The organism is Cupriavidus sp. 2KB_3 (genome assembly GCF_052115685.1).
Lineage (GTDB): Bacteria > Pseudomonadota > Gammaproteobacteria > Burkholderiales > Burkholderiaceae > Cupriavidus > Cupriavidus campinensis.
Genome location: NZ_JBFRHD010000001.1, coordinates 230155 through 255267, shown reverse-complemented (window position 1 = coordinate 255267; position 25113 = coordinate 230155). Strand labels below are relative to the sequence as shown.

The 25113-nt window shown below is 67.5% G+C and carries 20 protein-coding genes and 2 tRNA genes; 7 read left to right on the top strand and 15 right to left on the bottom strand.

Annotated features, from left to right (window positions below):
* Positions 1–99: 99 nt before the first annotated feature.
* The 4 genes from AB4120_RS01200 to AB4120_RS01185 all read right to left on the bottom strand — a co-directional run bounded on the left by AB4120_RS01200 (position 100) and on the right by AB4120_RS01185 (position 1653).
* A complete protein-coding gene (locus tag AB4120_RS01200) occupies positions 100–297 on the bottom strand; it encodes a hypothetical protein (protein ID WP_144199500.1) in 198 nt (65 codons plus the stop codon).
* 336 nt (positions 298–633) lie between these two features.
* Positions 634–709 (bottom strand) — tRNA-Met (locus tag AB4120_RS01195).
* A 150-nt stretch (positions 710–859) separates the two neighbouring features.
* Positions 860–934: transfer RNA gene (locus AB4120_RS01190), tRNA-Arg, on the bottom strand.
* A 257-nt stretch (positions 935–1191) separates the two neighbouring features.
* Positions 1192–1653 (bottom strand): lecithin retinol acyltransferase family protein, encoded by a 462-nt coding sequence (locus AB4120_RS01185; protein ID WP_149135515.1) that lies wholly within the window; start codon positions 1651–1653, stop codon positions 1192–1194.
* 408 nt (positions 1654–2061) lie between these two features.
* On the opposite strand from AB4120_RS01185, the gene AB4120_RS01180 reads away from it, so the two are divergent.
* On the top strand, positions 2062–2352 hold the full coding sequence (locus tag AB4120_RS01180) for a hypothetical protein (RefSeq protein ID WP_149135514.1): 291 nt from the start codon (positions 2062–2064) through the stop codon (positions 2350–2352).
* 103 nt (positions 2353–2455) lie between these two features.
* Positions 2456–3235, top strand: coding sequence for a PP2C family protein-serine/threonine phosphatase (locus AB4120_RS01175; RefSeq protein ID WP_149135513.1), 780 nt, complete (start codon positions 2456–2458; stop codon positions 3233–3235).
* A gap of 9 nt (positions 3236–3244) precedes the next feature.
* Here AB4120_RS01175 and AB4120_RS01170 read toward each other — a convergent pair whose 3' ends face one another.
* From AB4120_RS01170 to AB4120_RS01130, 9 genes are all read right to left on the bottom strand, one after another.
* The gene (locus AB4120_RS01170; RefSeq protein ID WP_144199618.1) at positions 3245–4561 is read right to left on the bottom strand and encodes a sigma-54 interaction domain-containing protein; all 1317 of its coding nucleotides are present in this window, start codon (positions 4559–4561) and stop codon (positions 3245–3247) included.
* Positions 4558–7668, bottom strand: a complete 3111-nt coding sequence (locus AB4120_RS01165) for a peptidase domain-containing ABC transporter (RefSeq protein ID WP_262389555.1) — start codon at positions 7666–7668, stop codon at positions 4558–4560. Before AB4120_RS01165 ends, AB4120_RS01170 begins: the two co-directional genes overlap by 4 nt.
* Positions 7649–8401: a peptidylprolyl isomerase gene (locus AB4120_RS01160; RefSeq protein WP_149135512.1), complete on the bottom strand. Its 753-nt coding sequence runs from the start codon at positions 8399–8401 to the stop codon at positions 7649–7651. Before AB4120_RS01160 ends, AB4120_RS01165 begins: the two co-directional genes overlap by 20 nt.
* Positions 8402–8432: 31 nt before the next feature.
* A complete protein-coding gene (locus tag AB4120_RS01155; protein WP_144199625.1) occupies positions 8433–9815 on the bottom strand; it encodes an HlyD family efflux transporter periplasmic adaptor subunit in 1383 nt (460 codons plus the stop codon).
* Complete coding sequence (locus AB4120_RS01150; RefSeq protein WP_149135511.1) at positions 9812–12418, bottom strand: FHA domain-containing protein; 2607 nt, start codon at positions 12416–12418, stop codon at positions 9812–9814. The genes AB4120_RS01155 and AB4120_RS01150 overlap by 4 nt, the downstream gene beginning before the upstream one ends.
* A gap of 198 nt (positions 12419–12616) precedes the next feature.
* Entirely contained in the window at positions 12617–14089 is a 1473-nt protein-coding gene (locus AB4120_RS01145) for an efflux transporter outer membrane subunit (RefSeq protein WP_149135510.1), read from the bottom strand.
* Between the two features lie 195 nt (positions 14090–14284).
* A complete protein-coding gene (locus AB4120_RS01140) occupies positions 14285–14554 on the bottom strand; it encodes a hypothetical protein (protein WP_149135509.1) in 270 nt (89 codons plus the stop codon).
* A gap of 302 nt (positions 14555–14856) precedes the next feature.
* Positions 14857–15315: a DUF4399 domain-containing protein gene (locus tag AB4120_RS01135; protein ID WP_149137472.1), complete on the bottom strand. Its 459-nt coding sequence runs from the start codon at positions 15313–15315 to the stop codon at positions 14857–14859.
* Positions 15316–15418: 103 nt separating this feature from the next.
* Positions 15419–15859 (bottom strand): DUF4399 domain-containing protein, encoded by a 441-nt coding sequence (locus tag AB4120_RS01130; protein ID WP_149135508.1) that lies wholly within the window; start codon positions 15857–15859, stop codon positions 15419–15421.
* 281 nt (positions 15860–16140) lie between these two features.
* Between AB4120_RS01130 and AB4120_RS01125 the strand changes: the two genes are divergently transcribed.
* Positions 16141–17388: a formylglycine-generating enzyme family protein gene (locus AB4120_RS01125; protein ID WP_441641757.1), complete on the top strand. Its 1248-nt coding sequence runs from the start codon at positions 16141–16143 to the stop codon at positions 17386–17388.
* A 24-nt stretch (positions 17389–17412) separates the two neighbouring features.
* On the opposite strand, the gene AB4120_RS01120 is transcribed toward AB4120_RS01125, so the two are convergent.
* The gene (locus tag AB4120_RS01120) at positions 17413–19587 is read right to left on the bottom strand and encodes a protein kinase domain-containing protein (RefSeq protein WP_441641756.1); all 2175 of its coding nucleotides are present in this window, start codon (positions 19585–19587) and stop codon (positions 17413–17415) included.
* Between the two features lie 369 nt (positions 19588–19956).
* Here AB4120_RS01120 and AB4120_RS01115 point away from each other — a divergent pair, with 369 nt between their 5' ends.
* From AB4120_RS01115 to AB4120_RS01100, 4 genes are all read left to right on the top strand, one after another.
* The gene (locus AB4120_RS01115) at positions 19957–20235 is read left to right on the top strand and encodes a hypothetical protein (protein ID WP_144199641.1); all 279 of its coding nucleotides are present in this window, start codon (positions 19957–19959) and stop codon (positions 20233–20235) included.
* A gap of 30 nt (positions 20236–20265) precedes the next feature.
* Positions 20266–20538: a hypothetical protein gene (locus AB4120_RS01110; protein WP_092290299.1), complete on the top strand. Its 273-nt coding sequence runs from the start codon at positions 20266–20268 to the stop codon at positions 20536–20538.
* A 136-nt stretch (positions 20539–20674) separates the two neighbouring features.
* Positions 20675–20902: a hypothetical protein gene (locus tag AB4120_RS01105; RefSeq protein ID WP_262389550.1), complete on the top strand. Its 228-nt coding sequence runs from the start codon at positions 20675–20677 to the stop codon at positions 20900–20902.
* 854 nt (positions 20903–21756) lie between these two features.
* Positions 21757–23667 (top strand): DEAD/DEAH box helicase, encoded by a 1911-nt coding sequence (locus AB4120_RS01100; protein ID WP_149135506.1) that lies wholly within the window; start codon positions 21757–21759, stop codon positions 23665–23667.
* A 97-nt stretch (positions 23668–23764) separates the two neighbouring features.
* On the opposite strand, the gene AB4120_RS01095 is transcribed toward AB4120_RS01100, so the two are convergent.
* The gene (locus tag AB4120_RS01095; protein ID WP_144199647.1) at positions 23765–25021 is read right to left on the bottom strand and encodes an SUMF1/EgtB/PvdO family nonheme iron enzyme; all 1257 of its coding nucleotides are present in this window, start codon (positions 25019–25021) and stop codon (positions 23765–23767) included.
* Positions 25022–25113 lie beyond the last annotated feature (92 nt).

The window sequence follows — 25113 nt, the reverse complement described above, 5'->3', positions numbered from 1 at the left end:
TGGGGAGGTGCCGAAATGCTCGACCAAAGCAAAACAGGCCGGCTTCGGGGAAGCTGGCCTGTTTCGTATGGGGCGGTGACGCCGGCGGGGAAGTCAAATTCAGCACTGCCCCTTCTTGGCCTTGCCAGGCGGGCAGAAGGACTCGTTGCCATATTGATCGACACGGCAGTTGCCTTTCTTGGCCTGCCCGGGCGGACAGCCTGGGCCACCTGCCGGCTCCTCATAGGGATACGGTGCCACAACACAACCGCTCAACAGCGCGGCGCACGCCGCAACGATCACCAGCAAAGGCTTCATTTCTCCCATCCTTTCTAATAGAAGGAGGGAAGGATACCGCGCGCGCGGAGTGATCTCTGTAACGTTTGGTGAAGGCGCCGCCAGCCCCCTTGGCGCTAACGCCGGGGTAGACAGCGGGCAGAGCAGGCACCGGCAGGTTGGCCAGAACATCGCGGGCTCCAATGAAAAAGCCCCGCTCGGCTGGAACCGGCGGGGCTTATTCGTTTTCCGTGCTACGGACTTGTCAGGCCTTTGCAGTCTGCGCTTCCAAGACCGCATTCAGGCGACCACGGAAATTCAGTGGCGCCGAGATACCCGGAATGGGGGCGCGCGGAGCGCCGGCGGGCTTTTCGAATCTGGTTGCGGGAGCAGGACTTGAACCTGCGACCTTCGGGTTATGAGCCCGACGAGCTGCCAACTGCTCCACCCCGCGGGGCGGACTATACGCGGATCGGCGGCGCATTGATACAGAAGAATGCAAAAGCCCGCTCACGCGGGCTTTTGATGTAGTTCTGAAGTGCATCGATTTGACGCGATTTATCGCGGAGCGGAGAACTTCAGAGAACCACTGCGGACTTGATGATGGTCCCGCCGACAGGAATCGAACCTGTATCTAGCGCTTAGGAGGCGCTCGTTCTATCCATTGAACTACGGCGAGCGGACCGTCTGCACGGTGCACCAGCCGCCATGGGCCGGCCGAGCCGGAAGACGGGGCGGAGTATAGCAAACTCGGCAATTTCGGCCCATGGCCGGCGGCGGGCGCTGGTTCGGCGGCGCGCGCCTTGCTGGTCACCTCGTCCACTGGCTGTGGCCCGGGCGGCCCGCCGGTGGCAGGCCCTTGCCTGGCGGCTTTCGCAGCCTACCCAATCGATTAGTCCGCTCATGGTTTGCTCCCTGTTAGGTTCGTTGATCGGATCAGGCGGCGGTCAGGCCGGTGCCGGTACCGGTGCCGATCGAGGCCAGCAGGGCCCGCACCATCGCCATGACGGTTTGGACGGCGGCGCGGGGCTGGCGCAGGCAGGCATCCACCTGTTCGCTGCGGGCCTGACCGAGCAGGCACCAGGTGCAGAAGTGTTCGCAGTTGTTGGTCAGCAGGTGGTAGTGGTCTTCGCCAAGGCGGGTGCGGGCGCGGGCGACGGCTTCCATGCCGAGGTAGCAGGCGCAGGGTTCGGCCTTCACCGCCACCGTATGGCCGTGGGCGAACTGGGCCAGCGAGGTTTCCTCGACCGGGGCGGCGTGCAGGGCGTGGCAGAAGCCGGCGTAGTGGATGACGCGGCCGTTGCCGGCGTAGATGCCATGGTGGACGTAGCCGTTGCGTTCGGTGACCAGGTGGGCGCCGGGCAGGTAGTCGTCTTGTTGTTGGTCTTGGGTGTTCATGGCAGTTCTCGGTTCGGTGTCGGTGGGAGGCAGCCAGTGCTGTGTCGATGCCAACCAACCGCATCAAGCGTGCCAATGCCATCGAACCACGGCAGGACAAGGGGTTGCGGGCGATCCGCCCCCCTTGTCGGCCGGCAACCGTGCGCGGTCATCCAACAGTTTTCCGGGTGATGTGTTGGCTGGCGGCCATCAGCTGGGCTTATTCCCCGCCCGCCCGGCGATGGCGGGCGGTGGCGGATGGCAGCCGACACCCGTATGGCCCGGTGTTGGGCTGGTGCCAACGCCGCAGGCCGTCCGGACGCCACGCTGGGCCCGTCTTGCGCCCCGTGAATCACAAATCCGCAATGGCACACCGCTTGCTCTATTCAGGCATGGCGCCACGCGCCGCCCCCGACTCTGGAGACCATCATGGCCACCCTCATCGTCAAGGACCTCGACACCCGTCACGAGCTGGATTTCCGCGCCATGTCCTGCATTCGCGGCGGCGGCGCCCCGTGGGTGTTCGGCTGGATCCAGCCCTACGTGGCCTCCCGCCCCAGCGCGTCTCCTGTCGTGAACTTTTACGAGATCAACTACAGCTTCTATGCTGATCAGATGAACAACCAGTTCCAGAACATCGACGTCCAGAACAACGCGCCCAATTCGACCATCACCGTGGACGCCGCGCTGGACGCCCGGAACAAGGGTCGGTTGATCTGAGTCCTGCCCGGTGGCCGGGGAGCACTCCCACCGGCCACCCTTTGATGCTGCCCCGGGGGGCGGCGCTTGCGCGGAGCCGCTTTCTTCCGCGCCGGAGCACACCGTGACCTGCGCAACGGAATTCCGCTGGAGCTCGGCCGCCGCCACGGACGTCGGCCGGGTGCGGGGACGCAACGAGGACGCCTGCCTGGACCTGCCCGAACGCGGCATCTGGGCGGTGGCCGACGGCATGGGCGGCCATGCCGTCGGCGACTTCGCCAGCCGGGCCATCGTCCAGGCCCTCTCCGGCCTGGGGCCGCCCGGCAGCCTGGATGGCGCGCTGGACGACGCCCGCACGGCGCTCCTTGCCGTGAACCAGGCGCTGATCGACGAAGCCGTGCGGATGAAGGTGCGGGTGATCGGCAGCACCGTCGTGGCGATGCTGGCCTGTGAGCGGCGTTGTGGGTGCCTCTGGGCCGGCGACAGCCGGCTCTATCTTTTCCGGGCTGGCCACCTGAAACAGCTCACGCGCGACCACAGCCAGGTGGAGCGGCTGCGCGCCCGGGGGCTGATTACGGCCGAGGAAGCCAAGCACCATCCCGCCCACAACACCATCACGCGCGCCGTGGGCGCCGCCACCCGGCTAGACCTCGACGTGCTGACACTCGAAGTGGGCGATGGCGACATGTTCCTGCTCTGCAGCGATGGCCTGAGCAACGAGGTGGAGGATGCCGGCATCGCGGCCGTGCTGGCGGCCAGCGCGGGGGACTGCGCGGCGGCAGCCAACGAGCTGGTGCAGCAAGCGCTGGTGAATGGCGGGCACGACAACGTCTCCGTCGTCGTGCTGCGCGCCGAGGACATCGGCGGCGGCTCCGACATGACCCTGCTCAATCCGGAAGTCTGAGCGGCGAGCCTACTTCCCGCCCTCCGCCGTCCGGCTGCCCCGGAAATCCTTCGAATGGATGCCGTGCTTCTTGAGCAGCATCTGCACGTGCGAGCGATTCATCTCGAAGCGCCGCGCCAGTTCCGCCACCGTGCCGCCCACCTCCTGCAGGCCCCGTTCGAGGAAGGCCCGCTCGGCCTCGTCGCTGGCGGCGCGCTTCGCCTCGGCCAGCGAGGTGGCCGTGGTCACGTCCGCCACGCCAGCGCGCCCTGCCCCCGCCACCACGGACAGCCCCGCCGGCCGGGGACGGATGTCCTGCGGCAGGTGGGCCAGATCGGCCGTATCGCCGGCCAGGCAGGAAATCCGGTACATCAGGTTGCGCAGTTCGCGGATATTGCCGGGGTAGTCGTAGTGCATCAGGAAATCGCGCAGGCGGGGCGTCAGCTTGACCGGCCGGCGCTTCAACTGGCCGGCGGACTCATCGCCGAAATAGGCCACCAGCAGTGCGATCTCGTCGCGCCGCTCGCGCAGTGCCGGTAACGTCACATGAATCACGCTGAGCCGATAGAACAGGTCTTCGCGGAAGGTGCCTTCCTGGCTCATCCGCCGTAGATCCTTGTTGGTGGCGGCCACGATGCGGGCGTCCACGGAGATCACCTCGTCCGAGCCCACGCGCTGGATCTCGTGCGCCTCCAGCACGCGCAGCAGCTTGACCTGCCCGACCAGCGGCAATTCGCCGATCTCGTCAAGGAAGATCGTACCGGTGTGGGCGCTCTCGAACTTGCCGCGCCGGTCGTTGGCGGCGCCCGTGAACGCGCCCTTCTTGTGGCCGAACAGTTCCGATTCGAGCAGGCTGTCCGGAATCGCCCCGCAGTTGACCGAGATGAACGGCTTGTCCGTGCGCGAGCCATTGGCGTGGATCACCTTCGCCATCAGCTCCTTGCCGGTGCCGCTTTCGCCGTCGATCAGCACCGGGAGGTCGGTCGGGGAAGCCTTCTCGGCAATCTCCAGCGCCTCCAGCAGCTTGGGGTTGTCGCCGAAGGTGCCCTCGAAGATGAAGCTGCGCTCCATCAGCGCCTGGCGCCGCTCGCGCGAGGACAGGTCCACCGGCTCCACCTCGGTCACTGCCTCGGGCTCGGCCGACGCCGCCGCCACGAAGCGCTCCTTGTGCGACAGCCCCATCACCTCGTCGCGCAGCGTGGTGGCCTGCTTGAGCAGCTTCTCGATCTCGGGCCGCTCCAGCCGCGACGACCAGCGCAGCGTGGAGCGCAGGATCTCGATCTTCTCGATCAGCCCGGCAAACGACACCGCGGAGGTAACAGGCGTGCCCTGGTTGAATAGCTTCATGCCGCGCTCAACTGTTTCTGGACCAACTGGTAGTACATGCCGCGGCGCGCGAGCAGTTCCTCGTGCCGCCCCTGCTCCACGATGCCGCCTTCGTACAGCACGAGGATCTTGTCCGCCTGCATGATCGTGCTGAGCCGGTGCGCGATGATGACCGCCGTGCGCCCGCGCAGAATCTCCTGCATGTTGGCGAGGATGTTGCTCTCGGACTGCGTATCCAGCGCTGAGGTGGCCTCGTCGAACACCAGCAGGCGCGGGTCGTGATACAGCGCCCGGGCGATGCACAGCCGCTGGATCTGTCCGCCCGACAGCCCGATGCCGCGCTCGCCCACGACCTGCTCGTAGCCGAGCGGCAGCTTGGAGATGAAGGCGTGCGCGTCCGCCATCTTCGCCACTTCCTCGATGCGGCGGCGGTCGGGGCTGTCTTCGCCGCAGGCGACGTTCTCGGCGATGGTGCCCGAGAACAGCAGGTTGGTCTGCATCACATAGCCCACCTGGGCGCGATAGAAGCCGGCGTCGATCACGTTGAGGTCATAGCCATCCACCGACATCGACCCCTCGCACGGCTTGTAGAAGCCCACCAGCAGCTTGGCCAGCGTGGTCTTGCCGGAGCCGCTGCGGCCCACGATGGCCACCATCTCGCCGGGCCGCATGTGGAAGCTGATGTTCTCGAGCACGTAGGGGGTGTCCTCGCCGCCGTAGCGGAAGTACACGCCCTCGAAGCGGATATCGCCCTGGAGGTCCGGCAGCATCACGCGCGACAGCACGTCCTGCGGCTTCTGCTCCGGCTCCAGATCCAGCACGTCGCCCAGCCGCTCCATTGCCACGCCGGCGTCGTTCAACTGGCTCCACAGCGCCACCAGCCCCATCACCGGGGCCAGCACGCTGCCCATGAAGGCGTTGAAGGCAATCAACTGGCCGATGGTCAGCTCGCGCTCCAGCACCAGCGTGGCGCCGACCCACAGCACGGCGATGGTCGTGGCCGCGTTCAGGACCTGGCTGACCAGCCCGACCAGGATGTGGAAGGACTGGGCCTGGTACTGCTTTTCCAGCGCCTTGGCGTACTTGCGCTCCCAGCGCAGCCGCACCGGCCGCTCGATGCCCATGCCCTTCACCGTCTCGGCCCCGCCCAGCGTCTCCATCAGGTACGACTTGGCGTCGGTCGAGGCCGCGAACACGTCGCGCGCGTAGGTCTTCACCTTCGGCGTGACGATGACGGTCAGCGCGGCAATCGGGATGATGAAGGCGATCAGCAACAGCGTCAGCTTGACGTTGTAGAAGAACATGATGGTGAAGTAGATGAACACCATCAGCAGGTTCAGCGCCGTGGTCACCGTGGATTCGGTCAGGAAGGCCCGGATCGTCTGGTTCTCCTGGAAGCGCGCGAAGATGTCGCCCGTCTTGCGCTTGGCGAAGAACGACAGCGGCAAAGACAACGTGTGCTTGAAGAAGTGCGACATCATCGCGAAGTCCATATTGCGCACCATGAAATTCGCCAGGTACGCGCGGACGGTCGCCATCAGCTGGGTGAACACGTTGGAGATCACCAGCCCCAGGATCAGCAGGTGCAGCAGGCCGACGTTCTGGTGCACCACCACGCCGTCGAGGATGTTCTGGATGATCAGCGGCGGCACCACCCCGAGCATCTGGATCACGAAGGTGGCCAGGAACAGGTGCGCGAGGATGCGCTTGTACGGCGACAGATAGCCGATGAAGCGCAGCCACGGCGAGCGCGCCACGGCCAGCTCGGTCATGGACTCGCCGGCCGTGAACAGCAGGCAGGTGCCGCTCCAGCCGCGCTCGAATTCCTCCGTGCTCATCTTGCGGAAGCCGATGGCGGGGTCGGCCACCCAGACATGGCGCGCCGAGATGCCGTACACCACCACGTAGTGATAGCCCTCCCAGTGCACGATGAAGGGCAGCTCAAAGCCCTGCAGCGCGTCGCGCGTGCATTGCACGCCGCGCGTGGTGAAGCCGAGCGACTCACCCGCGCGCGCCAGGCTGTCCAGCGTGGCGCCGGAGGTGGTCACGTTGGCCAGCTCGCGCAGCTTGCCCAGCGTCATCGGAATGCCGTGGTGCCGGCAGATCATCGCCAGGCAGGCAGCGCCGCAATCCATCTCCTCCGCCTGCTCCACCAGCGCGAAGCGGCGGATCACGCGCTCGCCGAACTCCGGTTTGGAATGGAGATCGAGCAGCACCGGCCGCTTGCGCCGCTCGGCCAGCTTCTTCTGGCGGTGCAGCTCGCGGTCCACGGCGCGGATGCGTTCCTCCAGCACCTCGCGCAGCCGCACGTTGCGCTCCAGGATCAGCTGGACCGTCTTCTCGGGAATCACCAGCAGCCGCGTATCGGTTTCGGCGATGGCCGAGGCGATCTGCTCCTGCCGCATCACACAGGCCCGTTCGCCGAAGATCTCGCCCTGGCCGAGCGTGGCGAGCGGGAAGGTGTCGCCGTCCTCCTCGCGCACGATCCGCACCGTGCCCTGCCGCACCACGTAGAGGCGGCGGTCGTCGCGGCCGTCCTGCTGGAGGATGGGCTTGCCGGCCGCCACACGCTTCACGCCCACGCTGCGCACGGCGTCTTCGAGTTCGCTCTTGTCCAGCTTGCCGCGCAGGTCGAACAGCCGCGCGACGAAGCCGCCAGCCGAGCTGATCGCCACGTAGCTGGTGATGAAGGCCAGCGCGGCCGGGTTGCCGCCCACCACCGGCTCCGACACGCTGCGCGGAATCGTGATCAGCTCGGTCTTGCCCGACGCCCGCACGGAGGACTCGTGCCGGTACTCGCGCAGCAAGGCGATATCGGCAAAGACCTCGCCGGCCTTGCGCACGCCCATGCTGATTTCCTTGCCGTGCTCCTCGTTGAACACGCGCACCGAGCCGGCCCGGACGATGAAAATGCCCTCGGCCGGGTCGCCGGCATTGCAGACCGTGTCGCCGAAGCCGAAGGTCAGCGTGCGCGCGCTGGCGGCCAGCCGTTCGAGTTCCTCGCGCGAGAGCGGCGAGAGGATCTCCACCGTGGCGAGGAAATCGGCTAGCGTCGGAGCGGCCGGCGTGGGGGCGGCCCCTGGCGGGGGCGCCTCGGCGGCGGCATCGCTAGCGGGCTTGGATGACATGTTCCTGAGCCCTGGCCATCAGCCATTCCTCGCGCAGCAGCCGGCGCACCTCCACGGCCACGTCGGCGTCGAGCCGCGCCGGATGCTTGGCCCGCACCAGGAACACCTCGAAGAACGAGCGGTCCGCCGCCGGGAACGGCCCCAGCAGGGCGCCCGGCTCGGCATTGAAGACCTTGGCCTCGATGTCGCTCTTGAGCGAGCCGCGCAGCACCTTGCCGATGTCGCCGCCCTGCTCGCGCGTGTCGGCTATCGAGTGCTCGCGCGCCATCTCGGCGAAGCTGTCCGGGTCGTCCTGGAGGTAGGAGACCAGCTCGCGCGCCTTGCCCTCGGTATCCACGACGATATGGCTCACCTCGATGCTGTCGAACTTCGGTGAGTTGAGCTGGAAGTAGGTCTCCATGGCTGCGTCATTGCAGACCTCGGCCAGCATCTTCTCCTGGTAGAGGCTGTCGGTGATGAACGCCTCGAACTCGTCCAGGGTGATGCCAAGCGCGTCGAGATAATGGTTCATGTCCGCCGCGCGATGCAGCCCCTGCACGCGGCGGAACTGGTCGGCGCGCTCCTGGATCTCCGCCGGCGCCAGCTTGATGCCGTGCCGCCGCGCCGCGTGGGCGGTCAGCTTGTCGCGCACGAGCTGCTCCACCAGCCCCTCGAACTGGCCGGTGAGCTTGAGTACCCTCACGAATTCGTCGACGCCGATCACTTCCTCGTCGATCCGCACGATGGCTGTCATCGCCCTCTCCTTTTTTATTGCTGGAATCTGTTCAGCCCGCCACCTGCCGGAACGGGTCAAGCCCGAGGTCGATCAGGCGGCGCTCACGCACCACGATCTCCGCCGTGGCGGTCATGCCGTAACGCAGCGGGTAGCGGTTGCTGGCCACGGCGTAGTAGTCCTGCGCCAGCCGCACGCGCCCCTCGTACACGGGCTGCTTGTCCGGCCCCGACGGCTTGGTGGCCGGCGAGATGTACTCCAGCGTGCCCGCGATCAGCCCGTAGCGCTGGTACGGAAACGCGTTGAACTTGAGCTTCACCGGCAGGCCCTCGCGCAGGAAGGCGCGGTCGCGCTCGGCAATCTCGATGCGCAGCATCGGCCGGGCATCCTTTGGGGCGATGCCCCCGAGCGGCGCGTTGGCCTGCACCTTGTCGCCGCGCTGCGTGGAGGTGACGTCGGTAATCACGCCCGACACCGGCGCCACGATCAGCAGGAAGTTGTCCTTGTCGATGTTCTCGAACTTGATGCGCGCGGCGGCCTCCGCCACCAGCCGGGCGGTCTGCACCTGCAGGCGCAGCTTGTCCTCGGTGTTGCTGATCTCGCGCATCGCGGCGTCGTACTGGATGCGCAGGTTGGCCAGCTCCTGGCCGCTGCCTTCCAGCTGGGCGCTGGCCTGCGTGTACTGCTGCGAGAGCCGCGCGTCCAGCTCGGTCAGCCGCGACTGCGCCACGCGCAGGTTGTTCTCGGCGTCCTGGGTAATGGCGCGCTTGCCTTCCACCTGCGACTGCGACACCCCGCCGCCAGCCGGCAGCGCGAACAGCCGCGCGTAGCGGTCCTGCTCCTGCCGGGCGAAGTCGCGCGCGCGGCGGGCGTTCTCGAGGTTGCTGCGCGCCTCCTGCAACTGCGCGCGCTGCTGCTCGGCCAGCCGCGTGGTGCCCTCGGCCATGCGGTTCTCGTGCTGGCGCGTGGCCAGTTCGATCTGCTGCTTGAGCGCCTGCGCGCGGCGCTCCATCAGCACCTTGCGCTCGGGAAACTGCTTCCACTCGCGCTCCGAGTCCTCCAGCTTCAGCTGCGCCTCCAGCGCGCTGGCCGCCGCCTCGATCGCGCCGCGCGCGTTGAGCCGCGCCAGCACGTCATCCTTCGACACCGGCTGGCCCTCGGCCACGTAGAGGTCGGCCAGCTCGCCATCGACGGGCGCATAGAAGCGGCGCACCTCCGACTCCGGCGCCAGCGTGCCGTGCGCCGTCACGATGACATCGGCATGCCCGAAGAACGACCAGATCAGCGCGCAGATCACCAGCGCGCCGGTGATGACCACGGTCAGCATCGACAGCCGCCACGGCTCGGAACTCAGGATGGCGATGCCTTCGGCGCTGTGGTCTTCGAGCGCCTCGTTGAGCGGGCGCAGCTTGCTGTCGCGGGGATCCTCGCTCATCGCGCGCCTCCGGATGCGGTAGTGCTGGCAGGGGTGGCGGCAGGGGTGGAAGGGGTGGCGCCCTCGGGTGCGGCGTCGGGTGCGGCGCCCTTGCTGCCCTCGCCCACCAGTTCGAGCTTGGCGCGCAGCACGGCCGGGTCCAGCACCATGCGCAGGTCGTTGAGCGAGCGCCGCTGGAGGTCTACCTCGGCCTGGATCTCGTCGCGCACCTTGGTCCACTCCGCCATGTCGCCAGCCTTGAGCTGGCTGTAGATGCGCAAGCCCTGGCGGGCGTCGCCCTGCGCTTCGGCCAGCAGGCGGGCCTGCGCGCGGAACTTCGGCGAGATACCGGCCTCCAGCCGCTGCTCGCCCGCAATCAGCCCGTTGTTGCGGTACTGGCGCCACTGCGTGGCGGCGCGGTTGAGCAGCTGGTTGGCGCGGCGCAGCGCCGCCTCGCGAATCGTGTTGACATCGGCGTCGATGGCCTTCACGTAATACGCGTCGGCGTCCGGATCGAGTCCGGCATAGAAGGCAAGCAAGGCGTCCTCGTAGCCGCTGTTGCCCGCCCTGCCCTCCTTCACCTTGGCGAACTGCGCCGCCACCTGCTGCTTGTGCGCCACGTCCTTGGCCACATCGGCCGCCCACGGGCCGCTGGTGATCTGGCGCAGCGCGTCGATGGCCGCCGTGCTGTCGCCTCGCCGCCAGGCATCGTCGGCCAGCGCGTACTGGCGCTGCACGTCGGCCGGTGGCAGCTTTGCCGCCAGCAGCGCCTCGTACTGCGCCTTGAACGGCGGCGTGGCGAAGCTGACCTGGCGCATCTGGGCGACGAGCGGCCCGGTGGCGCGCTGGCGCAGCGACTCGATCAGCGCGGTGTACTGCTTGAGGTCGCTCTCCACGCGGTCCAGCCCGGCCAGGCGCGGGTACTTGTCCTTGTAGTCGGCCAGCATCGCCTGCAGCGCCTCGGGCTGCTCGCGGGCGAGCTCGGTGGCGATGGCAGCATTGAAGCGGTCGATCGCGGCGAGGTACACCGAATCCTCGTTCTGGAGCCTGCGCAGGTTGCTCAGACCCTCCGCATAGGCGTCGCGGAACACCGGCACCTGGTTGGCGATGCGGCCGAGCGCGCGCTGGTGCGCCACCGTGTCCGTGCCCCAGCGGGCCACCAGGGCGCGGATGCGCGCTTCGTCGGCATACATGCGGATCGGCGCATCCGGGTCACCGCGCGCCGCCATCAGCCGCGCCACGCTGCCGACCCACTCCAGTTCATCGATCAGCGCGCGGCCATCGGGGTTATGGCGGCTGTGGGTGCGCATCTCGGCCAGCACGGCGTCGGCGCCGCTGAAATCCTTCGCGCGCACCCGCGCGGTCCACGGCGGCACCCAGGCCCGCATCAGCGCCTCGGTGCCGGTCGCCTGATACTGGGTGTTGTCGGGATGCCGCGTCAGATAGTCGTCCGCCAGCGCGGCGGCGCGCGCGTAGTCGCCCTTGTCCATCAGCGCGGTCAGCGAGCGGTCCGGCGCACCGCGCCAGTACAGGTAGCCGCCGCCGATGGCCGCCAGCAGCAGTGCCACGGCGCCCCAGCGTGCCACGCGCGCCTGCTTGCGCCGGTCATCGATGCCGAAGGTGCGCGCCGCCTCGGCGAGCAGCATGGCCACCTTGCCGCGCGGCGCCGGCTTGTGGGCCGGGGCGTGGCCGCCGTCCGGCATCGGCTCGGGGTTCACCTCGTCCTCCTGTGCGGCGGCATAGTCCACGCAGAAGATGTCGAGGAAGGAATCGGCGGCGCCGACGAAGGTGGTCTTGTCAGGGTCGGCGCCCAGCGAATCGGGGGCGGCAGGCGCGGACGCTGCCTCTGGCGCAGACGCAGGCGGCGGTGCCTCGTACAGCACGGAGCGCGTGGCGGTGGCGTCGGCATCGTCTTCACGCTCGATATCTACGCGGTAGACGAAATGGCTGCCGCCGAACGCAATCACATCGCCGGGCTCCAGGCGCACGGCCTGGTCCTCGAGCCGCACCCCGTTGACGAAGGTGCCGTTGGTGCTGCCCAGGTCCTCCAGCCACGGCGACCCCGCCTTCAGGAACAGGTGCGCATGGCGGCGCGAAAGGTAGTTGACCTGATGCGGATAGTCGTCGCGATAGCGCGCGAAGGTGTCATCGGCCTTGCTGACCAGGAACGGGAAGCCCGACACGACCACCGGCTGCAAGCCGATTTCCGGGCGGATCGGCGCGAGCGTGACGGCCAGACGTGGCGGCTCCGGCGCCGGGGGCCGCGGATAGACGCGCACGCGGTACGACAGCGCCGCGCCAAAGCTCACCTCGTCGCCATCGCGCAGCAGCGCCGGCTGCTTGGCCACGGCATCGCCATTCACGCGCGTGCCGTTCTTGCTGCCGAGGTCCGCCACGTAGACGGCGCCGTCCTCGGCGAAAATACGCGCGTGGCGGCGCGAAAGTACCGAGACCGTCTCCGCCGGATAGGCGACGAACGGCGCCTCGCCACGGCCGATGGCGAACAAATCCTCCCCGATCCGGATCTCGCCGAGTTCGGGCCGGGACACGGGCATCAGCAGGACGTCGAACGCCTGCCCCGTTCTCACCGGCATTTCCATGATCAGGGCATCGTCGCGCGTCATGTTTCAACGGAACCAACAGTCGGGCCGGTGGCGCTGTGCCGCCCATGGCCGGTTTTCCTGGCCTTGGGGGTACGGGAGGTCACGCGTATGAACATAGTAGGCCACGCTTTTCGGGAGTCAATCCGCTGCGGTGCAGCGTTGCGCGAAGGCACGCGGCAGGCGGGTTTCAAGGTTGAAACGCTTTGTGCGCGCGTGCGGCTAAGGCGCTACGTTCGCTGTCGTATTCACGCCGTTGGCTGGCGCGGCATTGCTGACGGTGGTGCTCGGCCAGCCGCCACCGAGCGCCTTGTACAGCGTGACGGTATCGGCCAGGATTTGTTGGTGGGCCGCCAACAACGCCAGCTGGGCCTGGAGCAGCGAACGCTCGGTCTCGAAGACCTCCAGCTGTGACGCAATGCCTTCCTTGGCCTGCGCCTCGATCTGGGTGGAGACCACGCGCAACTGATCCACCTGCTGCTGGAGTTCAATGCGCTGCCGCTTGTGGGCATCCACATTGACCAGCGCACTCTCCACTTCCTCGAACGCCGTCATCACCGTGCGGCCGTACTCGTTCTCCACCACGCCGATATTGGCCTCGGTGGTCTTCACGCGGGCGCGCACATTGGGGTCGAGCATCGGCAGGTTGATGCTCGGCATGAAGCCGAAGGTAAAGGACTTGAGCAGGTCGGACAGCGCGAAGCTGGCCGTGCCGCCGCGCGCCGTGAGGCTGATACTGGGCAGCTGGGCGAGCCGGGCCTGGCCGACGACGTTGTACGCGGACAGCACGCGGTACTCGGCGGCCACGATGTCCGGGCGGCGCGCCAGCAACTGCGACGGCAGCCCGGCCGGCACCACCGGCAGCTTGACCCGGTCCTGCAGCCGCCCCGCCGGCACCTTGAACTCGCCAGCCGGCACGCCGACCAGCGTGCCCAGTGCGTTCTCGGCCACGTCGCGCGAGCGGCGCAGCTCGATCAGGTCCTTGGTAAGCCGGTTGATTTCCGCCTGCTGCTGCATCACGCGGATCTGCGGCAGCAGCCCGTTGGCGAACATCGCCTTGTAGGTGGTCAGGATGTCGTTGTTGCGGGACACGGTGACCCGCTGCTGGGCGATCTGCTCGTCGAGCTGGAGCAGCGTGAAGTACGTGATCGACACATCGGACACCAGCGCCAGGTAGCCCGCGCGCCAGTCCGCCTCGGAGGCGCGGTACTCGGCGGTCTGGGCCTGCACGCCCTTTTCCACCTTGCCCCAGATATCGATATCCCAGTTGACGGTGGCGCCCAGGTTGAAGGTGCGCGTCATCGCCTGGCCGGTGGTCTTGTCGAAACTCGCGCCGGCGCCGATGTCGAACACGGGCAGCGCGCCGGCACGTGCCTCGCCAATCTGCGCGCTCGCCACGCGGATGCGGGCGGCCAGCACGCGGATGTCGTAGTTGCCGGCCAGCGCCTTGGCCACCAGTTCATCGAGATAGGGGTCGCCGAAGCCTTGCCACCAGTTCGGCACGATGGTCTCGGCCGGCGATACGGAGATCGACTCCGTGCGCGACCAGTCCGCCTTGGCCGGCGTTTCCGGGCGCTTGTACTCTGGGGGGCGAAAATCGGCGCAACCGGCCATCAGCAGCGCGCAAAGCGCAGCGGCAACAGGTCTGGCCAGTGCGGGGGCCGGGGCGAAAGCGAACACGATGACATCCTGCATGGAACGCCCTCGGACGCGTGCTGCCTGCCGTGGCGCTCGACTGTATTGTGGTGCGAAGCGGAGCCAGCTCCAACCTCGACATGCGTGCGGGGCGAAAAAAAGGCGCCGGGACGGAGGGGTCCCCGGCGCAATGCTCCCCGTGCGGCTTGGGGCACCGTCGTTCGCGGTGCCCTGCCGATCTGAACCGGCGATGGATCAGTACACGTTGTTGGTGGCGGTTTGCGACGTCGTGACCGTGTTCTTCATGTGTTCCTGGAAGGCCGAGCCGTTGCCGAACAGGCTGTTGACTTCCTGCATCTGCTGGTTGCTCTGGTTGATCGTCGTGGTCTTGTCGAAGTCGATCTTCACCGGGTGATAGATCGAGGTGTACGGGGCGAAGAGGCCCAGGCCACCGGATACGGCGCTCATCTTCTTGGCGTCGAGGGTTTCGGTCGAGGACAGGTCTTGGATGGTCAGCGTGGTCATTTCAGTTCTCCTAGAGAGGAAGGGGTAAGGCTTGGTTGGGTTGAGCATCGGGTTGGTGTCGCGCTCGGTTGTCATATCGCAGCAAGCGTGCCAGCCCGTGCCAGAAGGCTGAAAAAAACCCGCCAGGGCTGGCGGGTCAAGGGTTGGCAGAGTGTCGCGTCACATGGCATCGGGCTTGGCCTAGTCCCGGCCTGTTGGTGGCGACACAACGGCTGCGGGCAAACTGTCTGGCCGCCGCCAACATCGCCGATAAAAAAAGGCGCGCATCGCTGCGCGCCTCGTGGAGCAGGCGTTCCGCCCGCCTACTTCACATAGATCGTGATCTTCTTCGAGTACACCGGCGGATTGGTCGGGATGTGCTTCTCGTCGCCCATCAGCAACTGGAGCGTGTGCTTGCCCGGCGCCAGTTCCACCGTGGTCTCGGTCTCGCCCGCGCCGAAGTGCAGGTGGTTGCGGTCGTTCGGAATCTCCTTGTCCATCGGCGGCAGGTCCACATCGATCAGCAGATGATGGTGGCCGGTGTTCGGGAACCTGACGTCCTTGGGCGCCACGCCCATGTTGCGCAGCCCGAACCAGACCTTGACCGGCTTGCCGGCCGGCAGGGTCTGGTTGTTGTTCGGATAGCCGATATAGAGATAGGCGTTCTTCGGCGCCGGCGTGGGGCCGCTGGCCGGGGTGGCCGATGGTGCCGATGGTGCCGATGCCGCGCCATGCGCGGCATGCCCGGCGGAGGCGGCGGGCGCCGAAGCGTCGGCGGCCATGGCGCTGCCTGCCCACAGACAGCCGGCGGCAAGAACGATCACTGCGGCGACTGGCTTCGTCATGGCTTCCCTCCCCTGCGCGGCGATCATCGGCGAATGTGCGCTACCGCACGGTGATCGTGATCTTCTTCGAGTAAATCGGCGGATCGAACGGCACGTGCTTGCTGTCGCCCAGCAGCAGCTGCAGCGTGTGCTTGCCCGGCGGCAGTTCGATGCGCGCGTCGGTCTCGCCCGCGCCAAAATGCAGGTGGTTGCGGTCGTTGGGAATTTCCTTGTCCATCGGCGGCAGCTCGGCGTCGATCAGCAGATGATGATGGCCGCAGTTGGGGCGCTCGACGCCCTTCGGGCAGACCCCCATGCCCTTCAGGCCCATGCGGACCCAGAGCTTGCCGCCTTCGATGACAGCGCCGTCGCCGGGCCAGATGATGTACGTCTCGGCGTTCTTCGGGGCGGGGGTCAGCGGCGTGGCGAGGGTGGCGTAGGCGGCCAGTCCCGTGGCAAGCACGGCGGCCGCGAACACGCGGAGCGGGGATCGACTGGACATACGCGGCTCCTCCCGGAGATCTGTCCGCTTCACACGGTGCCCTCACGGGGACACCGGCGAGGCGAGCGGGCAGCGGATCTTGATTGGTGTTGTGGCGGCATGCGCTCGGCGATGTGTCCTCAAGCGTAGGTCGGAAGATCGGAAAAAGCGAACGGAAGCGAACCGGGCGGCCCGGCACGGCGACCTTTCGCGCCACACCTGCTGTGCTATCTTGAAACGAGCCGGAATTGCGTCACGGCAACTTCACACCGCGCGCTGCGCAGCACCCACGGGGCCTGAATATGTGGCGGAAAACTCTTGTCGTGTCATGGATTGGCAGTGTGTTGCTCGGTGGCGGCGCGTCCTGCGCCGCCCTCGGCGTGGCGGGTGCGATGTTCGCCACGTCGGCCAGCGCCGGCATCCTGCCGAAGAACAGTGACGAGCAGTACGAACTGTCGTTCTGGGACTCCATCAAGAACAGCAACTACGCCAGCGACTACGAGGCGTACCTGAAGCAATACCCGAACGGGCGATTCGCGGCGCTCGCCAAGTCACGCATCGAGCGCATCAAGGCCACGTCTCCGACCCAGCCGGCCAAGCCCGAGCCGAAGGTGGAAGCCAAGCCGGCGCCTACCCCAGCCCCGACGCCCGCCCCTCCGCCTGCTGCCCGCACCCCAGCTACGCCCGCCACGCCCGCCACGCCACCCACCGCCAACCAGCCGCGCTCGCGCAGCGGCGGCCCCATCGCGCAGGGCACCGTGACCTATGCGAACGAAGGCAAGGAAGGCGCCCCCGCCCCAGCCTCTGCGCCGGCCAGGCCGGCCGAAGCCAAGGGCGGCGAGATCCGCGACTGCCCGGCCTGCCCGGTACTCGTCAGCGTGAGCCCGGGCGGCTTCACCATGGGCAGCAGCACCAGCGACCCCGCCGAACGCCCGCCGCACCGCGTGACCATCAGCCAGCCGTTCGCCATCGGCAAGTTCGAGGTGACCGTCGAGCAATGGAATGCCTGCGCCGATGCCAACGCCTGCCCGCGCATTGCCACCAATCCTGCCGAGGCCAAGGCTGCCCCGGTACGCGACGTGAGTTGGGATGACACCCAGCAATACCTTGCCTGGCTCACCAAGACCACCGGCAAGACCTACCGGCTGCCCTCCGAGGCCGAATGGGAGTACGCGGCGCGCGGCGGCACCAGCTCCGCCTACTGGTGGGGCGACCAGATGCGCAAGGGCAACGCCAACTGCAAGGACTGCGGCGAGCCGTGGAGCGATGCTGCGCCGGCCAACGTGGGCTCGTTCGCGGCCAATCCGTACGGCCTGCACGACATGAATGGCAGCGTCTGGGAATGGGTGGCCGACTGCTGGCACAGCTCGTACAAAAACGCGCCGGTCGATGGCCGCAACTGGGACGAAGCAGCCTGCACCGCGCGCGTGATCCGCGGCGGCTCCTGGCGGGAGGGGGCGCCCTACATGGTGTCTTCCACGCGCTTCAAGTACAGCACCAGCGTGCGCCAGTCGCAGAATGGCTTCCGCGTGGCGCGCGACATGAAGTAGCGGACTAGCGAAGACTAGCTTGAACTAGCGGGGACTGGTCGAGATCTGCACGAGGTCCGCGCTGATGCGGTCCCGGCCGTACTTGCCGGCCATCTGCGCGAGGGGCTTGTCCAGCGCGCGCAGGTATTCCTGCCGGGTCTCGAACTCGGGCCGGCGCGACTCGAACAGCGGCGCCGGGGTAGTCAGCAGCACCACCAGTTCGGTGCCGAACGGCCGCGAGACCACCCAGTCCCCCGCCTCCCCGATCGTGGCGCTATAGCTGGCCGGCGCCTGATGGCCCGGAATGCGCTTGCTGGGCACCAGGTGGGCCACCTTGCCGTCGACGACGAAGTAATCGACGTAGACATAGGTCTCCTGCCCCGGCGTGGTCAGGTCCATGATCAGCGGCGTGCCCTCGGTCAGCTTGGCGCTGCCCCGGGTGCGCACCACGGCACCGCCGGGCTTGTGCCCGGACCAGTACGGCGCCACCAGGCGCACCACATCGCACTTGTCGGCGGCAAGCGGCTGGGCATCGAATTTCAGCGACTTCACGCCGGGGATGGCGTTCAACTGGTCGCGCAGCTTGCGCGTGGTGGTCTCAGCGACGTAGCCCTCCACGTGCAGCGTGCCGCCATCGACGGCAGCCGTGAGCAGCGAGCACGGCGCGGCGGCCAGCACGGGCGTGACGGCCTGCAGCGTGAGCCTGGGGGCGGGGGCTTTCGGGGCTTTCGGCGCCTCGGCAGCTTTCGGCGGCTCGGCAGCTTTCGGCGGCTCGGCGGCCGGGGCTGGCGTCTCGGCAGCAGGCGGCTCGGTGGTGCCGGCCCGGGGGGTGGTTTCCGTCGATGCCTTCGGCGGGGCGCCCATGCGCCACACGTAGTAGCCCAGTCCCGCCACCAGCGCGGCGCCCGCCAGCACGCCGCCAATCGCCATCGGCACGCTCGACGTTGCGCGCGCCGGCTCGGCACCCAGCCCTTCCAGGAAGCGCTTCACGGTGGGCGTGCGCGTGGCACGGTCCAGCGAGAGCGCCTGGCGCAGCGTCTTCCACTGGTTGCGGCCCAGCCCTTTCGGCTGGGTCGGCTTCATATGCGAGGCGCGCGCCTGGTTGGCCGACATCCGCTCATACGGATGCTTGCCCGTCAGCAGCTCATACGTCACGCAGGCCAGCGCGTAGATATCGTCACGCGGATCGGGCTCGCGGTGCTCGAACATCTCCGGGCTGGCGTAGGCCGGCGTCATGCCGCCCAGCGAGCCGGGATCGAACACGGTCTGGTCCGCGTCGTCGGTTGGCTGCTGGAAGCCGCGGGCGATGCCGAAGTCGATCACCTTGACCTCGCCGCGATCGGTCAGGAACACATTGGCCGGCTTGAAATCGCAATGCACGAAGCCGCGCTCGTGCGCATAGGCCAGTGCCCGGCCCATGCCGACGATGATCGGCAGCGCCTTGGCATACGGCAGGCCCGCGAAGTCCGGCGCGCGCAGCACGCGGTTGAGGGACTTCCCGGACAGATATTCCATGGTCAGGAAGACCGTCGGGCCGTCCCGGTCGAAGTCGTAGACGGTGACGATATTCCGGTGCGCCAGCGTCTGCGCCTTGCGCGCCTCACGCTGCAATGCCATCAGGGACTTGGGATGCCCGCTGAACTGGAGGTTCAGCACCTTGATGGCGATATAGGGCTTGCGGTCGGAGGCTTCGAGCTTGCGCAGGTCGAGCGCCTTGTAGACCGTGCCCATGCCGCCGATGCCCAGGCACTCCTCGAGCACGAAGCGGGCGTTGAGGGTATCGCCCACGCCCTTGCTGGCCCCGGCGGTGACATAGCCGCCGGTGTTGCCCGTGCTGCCGGTGTTGCCGCTCTGGCCGCTCTGGCCGCCGGAGGGGTGCGAGGAGGCGGACGGCGACGTGGCTGAAGAGAATGACGATGGCGGCGCGCTGCGGTCCGGCGGCTCGGGCGCCATGCGGGTTTCCTCGCCCAGCGGCTCGCGCATGGCGTCCCCGATGATCGGGTCGAACTGCGTGGCCACGCGCGACTCGATGCGGCGCATCACCTCGGCATAGACGCCAGGCGGCAGCGGCGCGCGCGTGTGTTCTTCACTGAGCACGCGCGCGAGCTGGGTCGGCTGGGTCTGGTCGTCCTGGAGGGCCAGGTCGACCGACGCAAGGAACTCGTCACGCGAGAGGCCACCGCGCTGGAAGTTGCGTATCAGGTCGGTCAGGCTAGACATCAGATGCGATCCCGACGAGTGGTTGCGGACCGGCGATGCCGCTACGTCACGAACCATCGCCCACGATGGATACTAGTGCGCACTCTGTCCAATCGCAAACCCGGTACTGCCCGGGTCGTTGGCCCCGCCCCGACAGGCGCGGCCGATCTGTTGGCGGCAATCCACCACTCTCCTCCCCCTGCGGCACCGCGCGCTCGCGCCGTGCCAGCCCCGACCTCCCCGCAACGCCTTGCCCCACGCGGCTTTTCAGGTTTTTTCGATGTGCCGGGTCTGCGCTGGCACGCTTGCTGCGATATGACAACCGAGCGCGACACCAACCCGATGCTCAACCACCACCAAGCTTCACCCTTCCTCTCTAGGAGAACTGAAATGACCACGCTGACCATCCAAGACCTGTCCTCGACCGCAACCCTCGACGCCAAGAAGATGAGCGCCGTATCCGGCGGCCTCGGCCTCTTCGCCCCGTACACCTCGGTCTACAGCCCGTTCAAGCTGTCCATCGACAAGCACACCGAGATCAACCAGCAGAACCAGCAGATGCAAAGCGTGACGAGCGCGTTCGGCAACGGCTCGGCCTTCCAGGAACACATGAAGAACACCGTGACGACCTCGCAGACGGCCAGCAACAACGTGTACGGCGCGGTCTGAGCCCAACGGTTCCGGATCAAGGAGTCCATCATGTCTTCGATCATCGTGCGCGACCTTGCCGCCAGCAAGGAACTCGACCGCAAGTCACTGTGCGCCATCCGTGGCGGCAATAGCTGGCTCGCCAAGGCCGGCAACATGGGCCCGCTGGCCAACGTCAACATCAACATCAACCAAAGCGTGCAGCAGCTGCAGCAGGTGAACGTGGCTGCGTTCAACAACAACACGCTGGTCGGCGTGGACCTGGGCAACATCAAGCTCGGCGTCAACCCGTCGCAGTGGGGCGGCAACTGGGCGGCGGCCTGACCGGCCACCCTCCGGTGGCGGTGCCGCCACGGCGGCACCGCTGGCCTATACTGAATCGGGCCCGCGCCTGCCCCGGCGCCGCCCGGCCGGCCCCAAACAGACCGGCCATGGCCAGGCCCAAATGCTGGAGAACGCCATGGCAGTGATCGTCATCAAGGATTTGACGGAGAACATGGACCTCGACCGCGAGGCCATGAGCGCCATCACGGGCGGTGCCCGCATTGGAGGCGGCCGCCACTGGCAGGCCCACCGCCGTGCGCAGGCGCGCCTGATCCAGTATCCGGAAGGCTTCCCGGGCAAGCCCGAGGCGTCCGGACAGCATGCAGGGCAGGAACGGGTGACCGGGAAGCTGCCGCGCAAATAGGCGCGATACGCCCCGGCAAACAAAGCAGTACCGTCGCAGCAAAGAAAAGCCCGCCAGACAACTGGCGGGCTTTGGTTGCGGACGGGCCCGGACCACCTGGGTCAACGTCGCCGGCGAATTCCGGTCATTCCTGTGCCAAGCATGTTTTCCCATGGTTCCGCCCATGACGCGGACGTCCATCCGGACCACCCGGATAGTCGAAGAAAACCTGGCAGTGGCATCAATGACCGCAATGCCGGGGGCGAGCGGCAAGCTAACCTTGCCGAAGGCGAATCATCGGGAACGATGGGTGTCCGCCCCATGCGGGCATGGATTGCTCGCGCTCTGAGTATAGGCACGACGCCCCCGCTTTCAAGCGGGAGCCATCGCAGGTGACGCCGGAGGATTGCCGCGCGATTGCCGCGATGGCGATGTGCGCGACACATCTCGTTACGTTTCGCACTGCAACAAAAATTTAATTGTTCTGCTATACTGCGCGCCGTGAGTTTCGCACTGTGAGTTTCGCAACACGCCCGGCAATCCGGCCATGGCGTACCCGCTGCCTCCCAAGCTCTGCACCCCGCCTCTGTCCTCCAAGATGTTCCGTGACAGGTGTTGGCCAGAACGCACCGCTCACCTGACGTCGCCTCGTCTCCGATCCTGATGAACAGCCTGTTTGCCTGCGCTGTTTGCCTGCCAGGGATTAGTAGCCGGTTTATTTAAAGCCAGCCGCCCGCCCTGCCTGCCGCCGTGTTGCCAGCTGAGTCTGTCGAACGGCCTACCGATTGGCGCCGAAGCCTTTTTTAAGACTTTGCACTGCGCCCACCCCTTTGCGCATGACCGCGGGGGTGCCATGCATATTTAATAAGCACGACATGACCCAGCACGATTTCCGTGCGGAGCAATCTTTTGCCTCCGCCACCGACGCATCCGCCACGCCCGCCGACATCAGCCCGCTCGACAAGCTCGACGCCATGCTGACCGCCGGTGACGCTCCGGAAGCGTCCGCAGCACCCGCCCAGGCAGCCCCGGCCATCGACATCGCCGACAATGGCTTTGCCAAGCTCGGCCTGGACGCCGCCATCCTGCGCGCCCTCTCCGAACTGAACTACCTCACGCCGACGCCGGTGCAGGCACAGGCCATTCCCCAGTTCCTGGCCGGCCGTGACCTGCTGGTCTCGAGCCAGACCGGCTCGGGCAAGACCGCCGCGTTCATGCTGCCCGCCATCCAGCGCATCAGCGAGAAGCCGGCCCCGACGAACCGTCCGCGCAGCGACGAACCCATCAAGCGCATGAAGGGCAAGCGCCCCCGTCCGTCGCCGGCCCAGCCGTCGCTGTTGGTGCTCACGCCGACGCGTGAACTGGCCCTGCAGGTGACCGAGGCTGCCGCCAAGTACGGCCGCCATCTGCGCCGCATCGTCTGCGCCAGCATCCTGGGCGGCATGCCCTACCCGAAGCAGCTGGCCATGCTGTCGAAGATGCCGGACATCCTCGTGGCCACGCCGGGCCGCCTGCTCGATCACATCGACGCCGGCCGTATCGACCTGTCCGCACTCGACATGCTCGTGTTCGACGAAGCCGACCGCATGCTGGACATGGGCTTTGCCGATGACATCGACGCCATCGTCGCGGCCACGCCGGCCACGCGCCAGACGCTGATGTTCTCGGCCACGCTCGACGCCCGCATCGCCCAACTGGCCTCGCGCCAGCTGCGCGACCCGCAGCGCATCGAGATCGCTGCCGTGCGCGCCGACCAGAGCAACATCGAGCAGCGCCTGCACTTCACCGACGACATGTCGCACAAGGAGCGCCTGCTGGATCACCTGCTGCGCGATACCTCGCTCAAGCAAGCCATCGTCTTCACGGCGACCAAGCGCGATGCCGACTCGCTGGCCGAACGTCTTTCGGATACCGGCTTCTCGGCTGGCGCGCTGCACGGCGACATGACCCAGGGTGCGCGTAACCGCACGCTGACCGCCCTGCGCCGCGGCAACATCCGCGTGCTGGTGGCGACCGACGTGGCCGCGCGCGGCATCGACGTACCCGACATCACCCACGTGGTGAACTTCGACCTGCCCAAGCAGGCGGAAGACTACGTGCACCGTATCGGCCGTACCGGCCGTGCGGGTCGCTCGGGTATCGCGATCAACCTCGTGAACCATGGCGACATGTTCCAGTGGAAGCGCATCGAGCGCTTCACCAACCACCGCATCGACGCATCGGTGATCGAAGGCCTCGAGCCGCGTCGCCAACCCAAGCCGCGTTCGAACTTCGGCGGCAAGCCGGGCGGCAGCGGCGGCGGCTACCGTGGTAACGGCGGCACCGGCGGCGGTTATCGCGGCGGCAACAGCGGTAGCGGCGGTGGCTACCGTGGCAATGGCGGCACCGGCGGCGAGCGCAGCTTCGGCGACCGCAAGTTCGGCGGCGGCGAGAGCCGTGGCTTTGGCGATCGCGGCGGCTTCGGCAACCGTGAAGGCTTTGGCAACCGCGAAGGCGCTGCCCCGCGCGACGGCAACCGTGGCTTCGGCGACCGTGGCCAGCCGCAACAGCGTCCGTTCGGCGGCGAGCAGCAACGCAGCTTCGGCGGCGAGCGCTCGTTCGGTGGCGAGCAACGCGGCTTCGGCAACCGTGAAGGCTTCGGTAACCGCGAAGGCGCTAACCGTGGCGGCTTCGGCGGCAACCGCGAAGGCGGCCAGCGCGACGGCAACCGCAGCTTCGGCGATCGTGGCGGCTTCGGCGGCCAGCGCAACGGCAACGGCAACAGCCGCTCGCGTTACGAGCGTTGATCGGGTGACCGGGTGACCGGTCGCTGTGATCCATGAAGAACGGCACCCCAGGGTGCCGTTTTTTATTGCCTGCGCGCGATGAAACCGACGTCGGGGCCTACACCGCGCAGGACCGGAAGCCTACGAAGGAGACATCGTCCTCGGGCAGCAGCGCCATGCGCGCCCGGGTATGGCGCTGGCGCGCCGGGCTCGCGAACGAGACGCCGCGCACGGCCTGGTGCGTGCCGAAGCGGCCCACCAGTTCCAGATCGGCCGGCTGCGCCACGAAGCCCGCGTAGGGCTCGTAGGGCGTGGCCGTCCACTCGCGCAGCGCCCCCCATTGCAGGCCGCGATTCTGCGTGGCCGCCAGCTCCCACTCCACTTCCTGCGGCAGACGCCGGCCGGCCCAGACGCACCACGCCTGCGCCTCGAACAGCGTGACGTGACGCACCGGTTCGTCGGGGTTGAGCGTGCGCTCCGCGCCGAAGCGCGACACCATCCACGCCCGCGTCACCGCGTGGCGCGACCAGTAACGCGGCGCCGAGCGTTCCTGCGTCATCAGCCACTGCCGCCCCGCCGCCGACCACCACGAAGGGTGCTCGTAGCCGTGGTCTTCGACAAACTCCAGGAATTGCGCATTGGTGACCAGCGCGGCGTCCATATCGAACGCAGGCACATAGGTCTGCTGGGCCGGCAGCTCGTCGGGCAGCGCGAGGCCGTCCGCGTCATGCCAGCCCTGCGTGAAGCGGCCGCCCGGGAAGTGCAATGTGCCGTTATGCGAGACCGAGATCGACGGGCCCACGGCAGCCGGCTCGGCCGGCGCCATGCCCAGCGCCTGGAGCAGCGCGGCGATGGTCTCGCCCTGGGCATCCTCATGGAACAGCGCCCGGCGAAACGGATAGAGCGTGGCATCTTCGTCGTCAGGCAGCAGGGCGATGCGGCGCAGCAGGCCGTCCAGCACCTGCGTGGCGTACTGCTTTACGCGCGCGACATCGGGCAGCACGATTTCCCAGCGCTCGTCCGGGCCAATGCGGTCAGGATCGAACCATTCGTCGGCCCCGTCGAGTAGCGACGGCTCGCTGGCCACCGGCAGCCGCACCCCACCCCGCTCAAGGTGGCGCACGCCACGCAGGCACCACCATTCGGCATGCCAGGCAATGTGACCGAGTGTCCACAACGGCGGATTGCAGTCGTATTGGCGCGTGACCATCCAACCCTTGCGGGTCTGGCCGAAGGCGGCCAACCACGCGAGTGTGCGGTTGCGCGACTCCACCAGCGCCTGCGCCAGCCCTTCGCGCGGCAGTCGGCGCGCATCAGCCCACGTCGCCTTGCCGCCAGTGAAGTGAAGATCGGGAAGCATGGAGAAGCCGCTCATCGACAGATCCGTGACAGAAGGTGAAAGGGATGCCGGGGCCACCGGCTGCGCGCATTATGACACTGGCGCGTCGATGGCCCCTCCCCGGGCAT

What these genes read in the sequence shown, in the direction of transcription:
- AB4120_RS01200 (WP_144199500.1), bottom strand. Translation starts at nt 297, where the DNA reads ATGAAGCCTTTGCTGGTGATCGTTGCGGCGTGCGCCGCGCTGTTGAGC.
- AB4120_RS01185 (WP_149135515.1), bottom strand. Translation starts at nt 1,653, where the DNA reads ATGAACACCCAAGACCAACAACAAGACGACTACCTGCCCGGCGCCCAC.
- AB4120_RS01180 (WP_149135514.1), top strand. Translation starts at nt 2,062, where the DNA reads ATGGCCACCCTCATCGTCAAGGACCTCGACACCCGTCACGAGCTGGAT.
- AB4120_RS01170 (WP_144199618.1), bottom strand. Translation starts at nt 4,561, where the DNA reads ATGAAGCTATTCAACCAGGGCACGCCTGTTACCTCCGCGGTGTCGTTT.
- AB4120_RS01165 (WP_262389555.1), bottom strand. Translation starts at nt 7,668, where the DNA reads ATGTCATCCAAGCCCGCTAGCGATGCCGCCGCCGAGGCGCCCCCGCCA.
- AB4120_RS01160 (WP_149135512.1), bottom strand. Translation starts at nt 8,401, where the DNA reads ATGACAGCCATCGTGCGGATCGACGAGGAAGTGATCGGCGTCGACGAA.
- AB4120_RS01155 (WP_144199625.1), bottom strand. Translation starts at nt 9,815, where the DNA reads ATGAGCGAGGATCCCCGCGACAGCAAGCTGCGCCCGCTCAACGAGGCG.
- AB4120_RS01150 (WP_149135511.1), bottom strand. Translation starts at nt 12,418, where the DNA reads ATGACGCGCGACGATGCCCTGATCATGGAAATGCCGGTGAGAACGGGG.
- AB4120_RS01145 (WP_149135510.1), bottom strand. Translation starts at nt 14,089, where the DNA reads ATGCAGGATGTCATCGTGTTCGCTTTCGCCCCGGCCCCCGCACTGGCC.
- AB4120_RS01140 (WP_149135509.1), bottom strand. Translation starts at nt 14,554, where the DNA reads ATGACCACGCTGACCATCCAAGACCTGTCCTCGACCGAAACCCTCGAC.
- AB4120_RS01135 (WP_149137472.1), bottom strand. Translation starts at nt 15,315, where the DNA reads ATGGCCGCCGACGCTTCGGCGCCCGCCGCCTCCGCCGGGCATGCCGCG.
- AB4120_RS01130 (WP_149135508.1), bottom strand. Translation starts at nt 15,859, where the DNA reads ATGTCCAGTCGATCCCCGCTCCGCGTGTTCGCGGCCGCCGTGCTTGCC.
- AB4120_RS01125 (WP_441641757.1), top strand. Translation starts at nt 16,141, where the DNA reads ATGTGGCGGAAAACTCTTGTCGTGTCATGGATTGGCAGTGTGTTGCTC.
- AB4120_RS01120 (WP_441641756.1), bottom strand. Translation starts at nt 19,587, where the DNA reads ATGTCTAGCCTGACCGACCTGATACGCAACTTCCAGCGCGGTGGCCTC.
- AB4120_RS01115 (WP_144199641.1), top strand. Translation starts at nt 19,957, where the DNA reads ATGACCACGCTGACCATCCAAGACCTGTCCTCGACCGCAACCCTCGAC.
- AB4120_RS01110 (WP_092290299.1), top strand. Translation starts at nt 20,266, where the DNA reads ATGTCTTCGATCATCGTGCGCGACCTTGCCGCCAGCAAGGAACTCGAC.
- AB4120_RS01105 (WP_262389550.1), top strand. Translation starts at nt 20,675, where the DNA reads ATGGCAGTGATCGTCATCAAGGATTTGACGGAGAACATGGACCTCGAC.
- AB4120_RS01100 (WP_149135506.1), top strand. Translation starts at nt 21,757, where the DNA reads ATGACCCAGCACGATTTCCGTGCGGAGCAATCTTTTGCCTCCGCCACC.
- AB4120_RS01095 (WP_144199647.1), bottom strand. Translation starts at nt 25,021, where the DNA reads ATGAGCGGCTTCTCCATGCTTCCCGATCTTCACTTCACTGGCGGCAAG.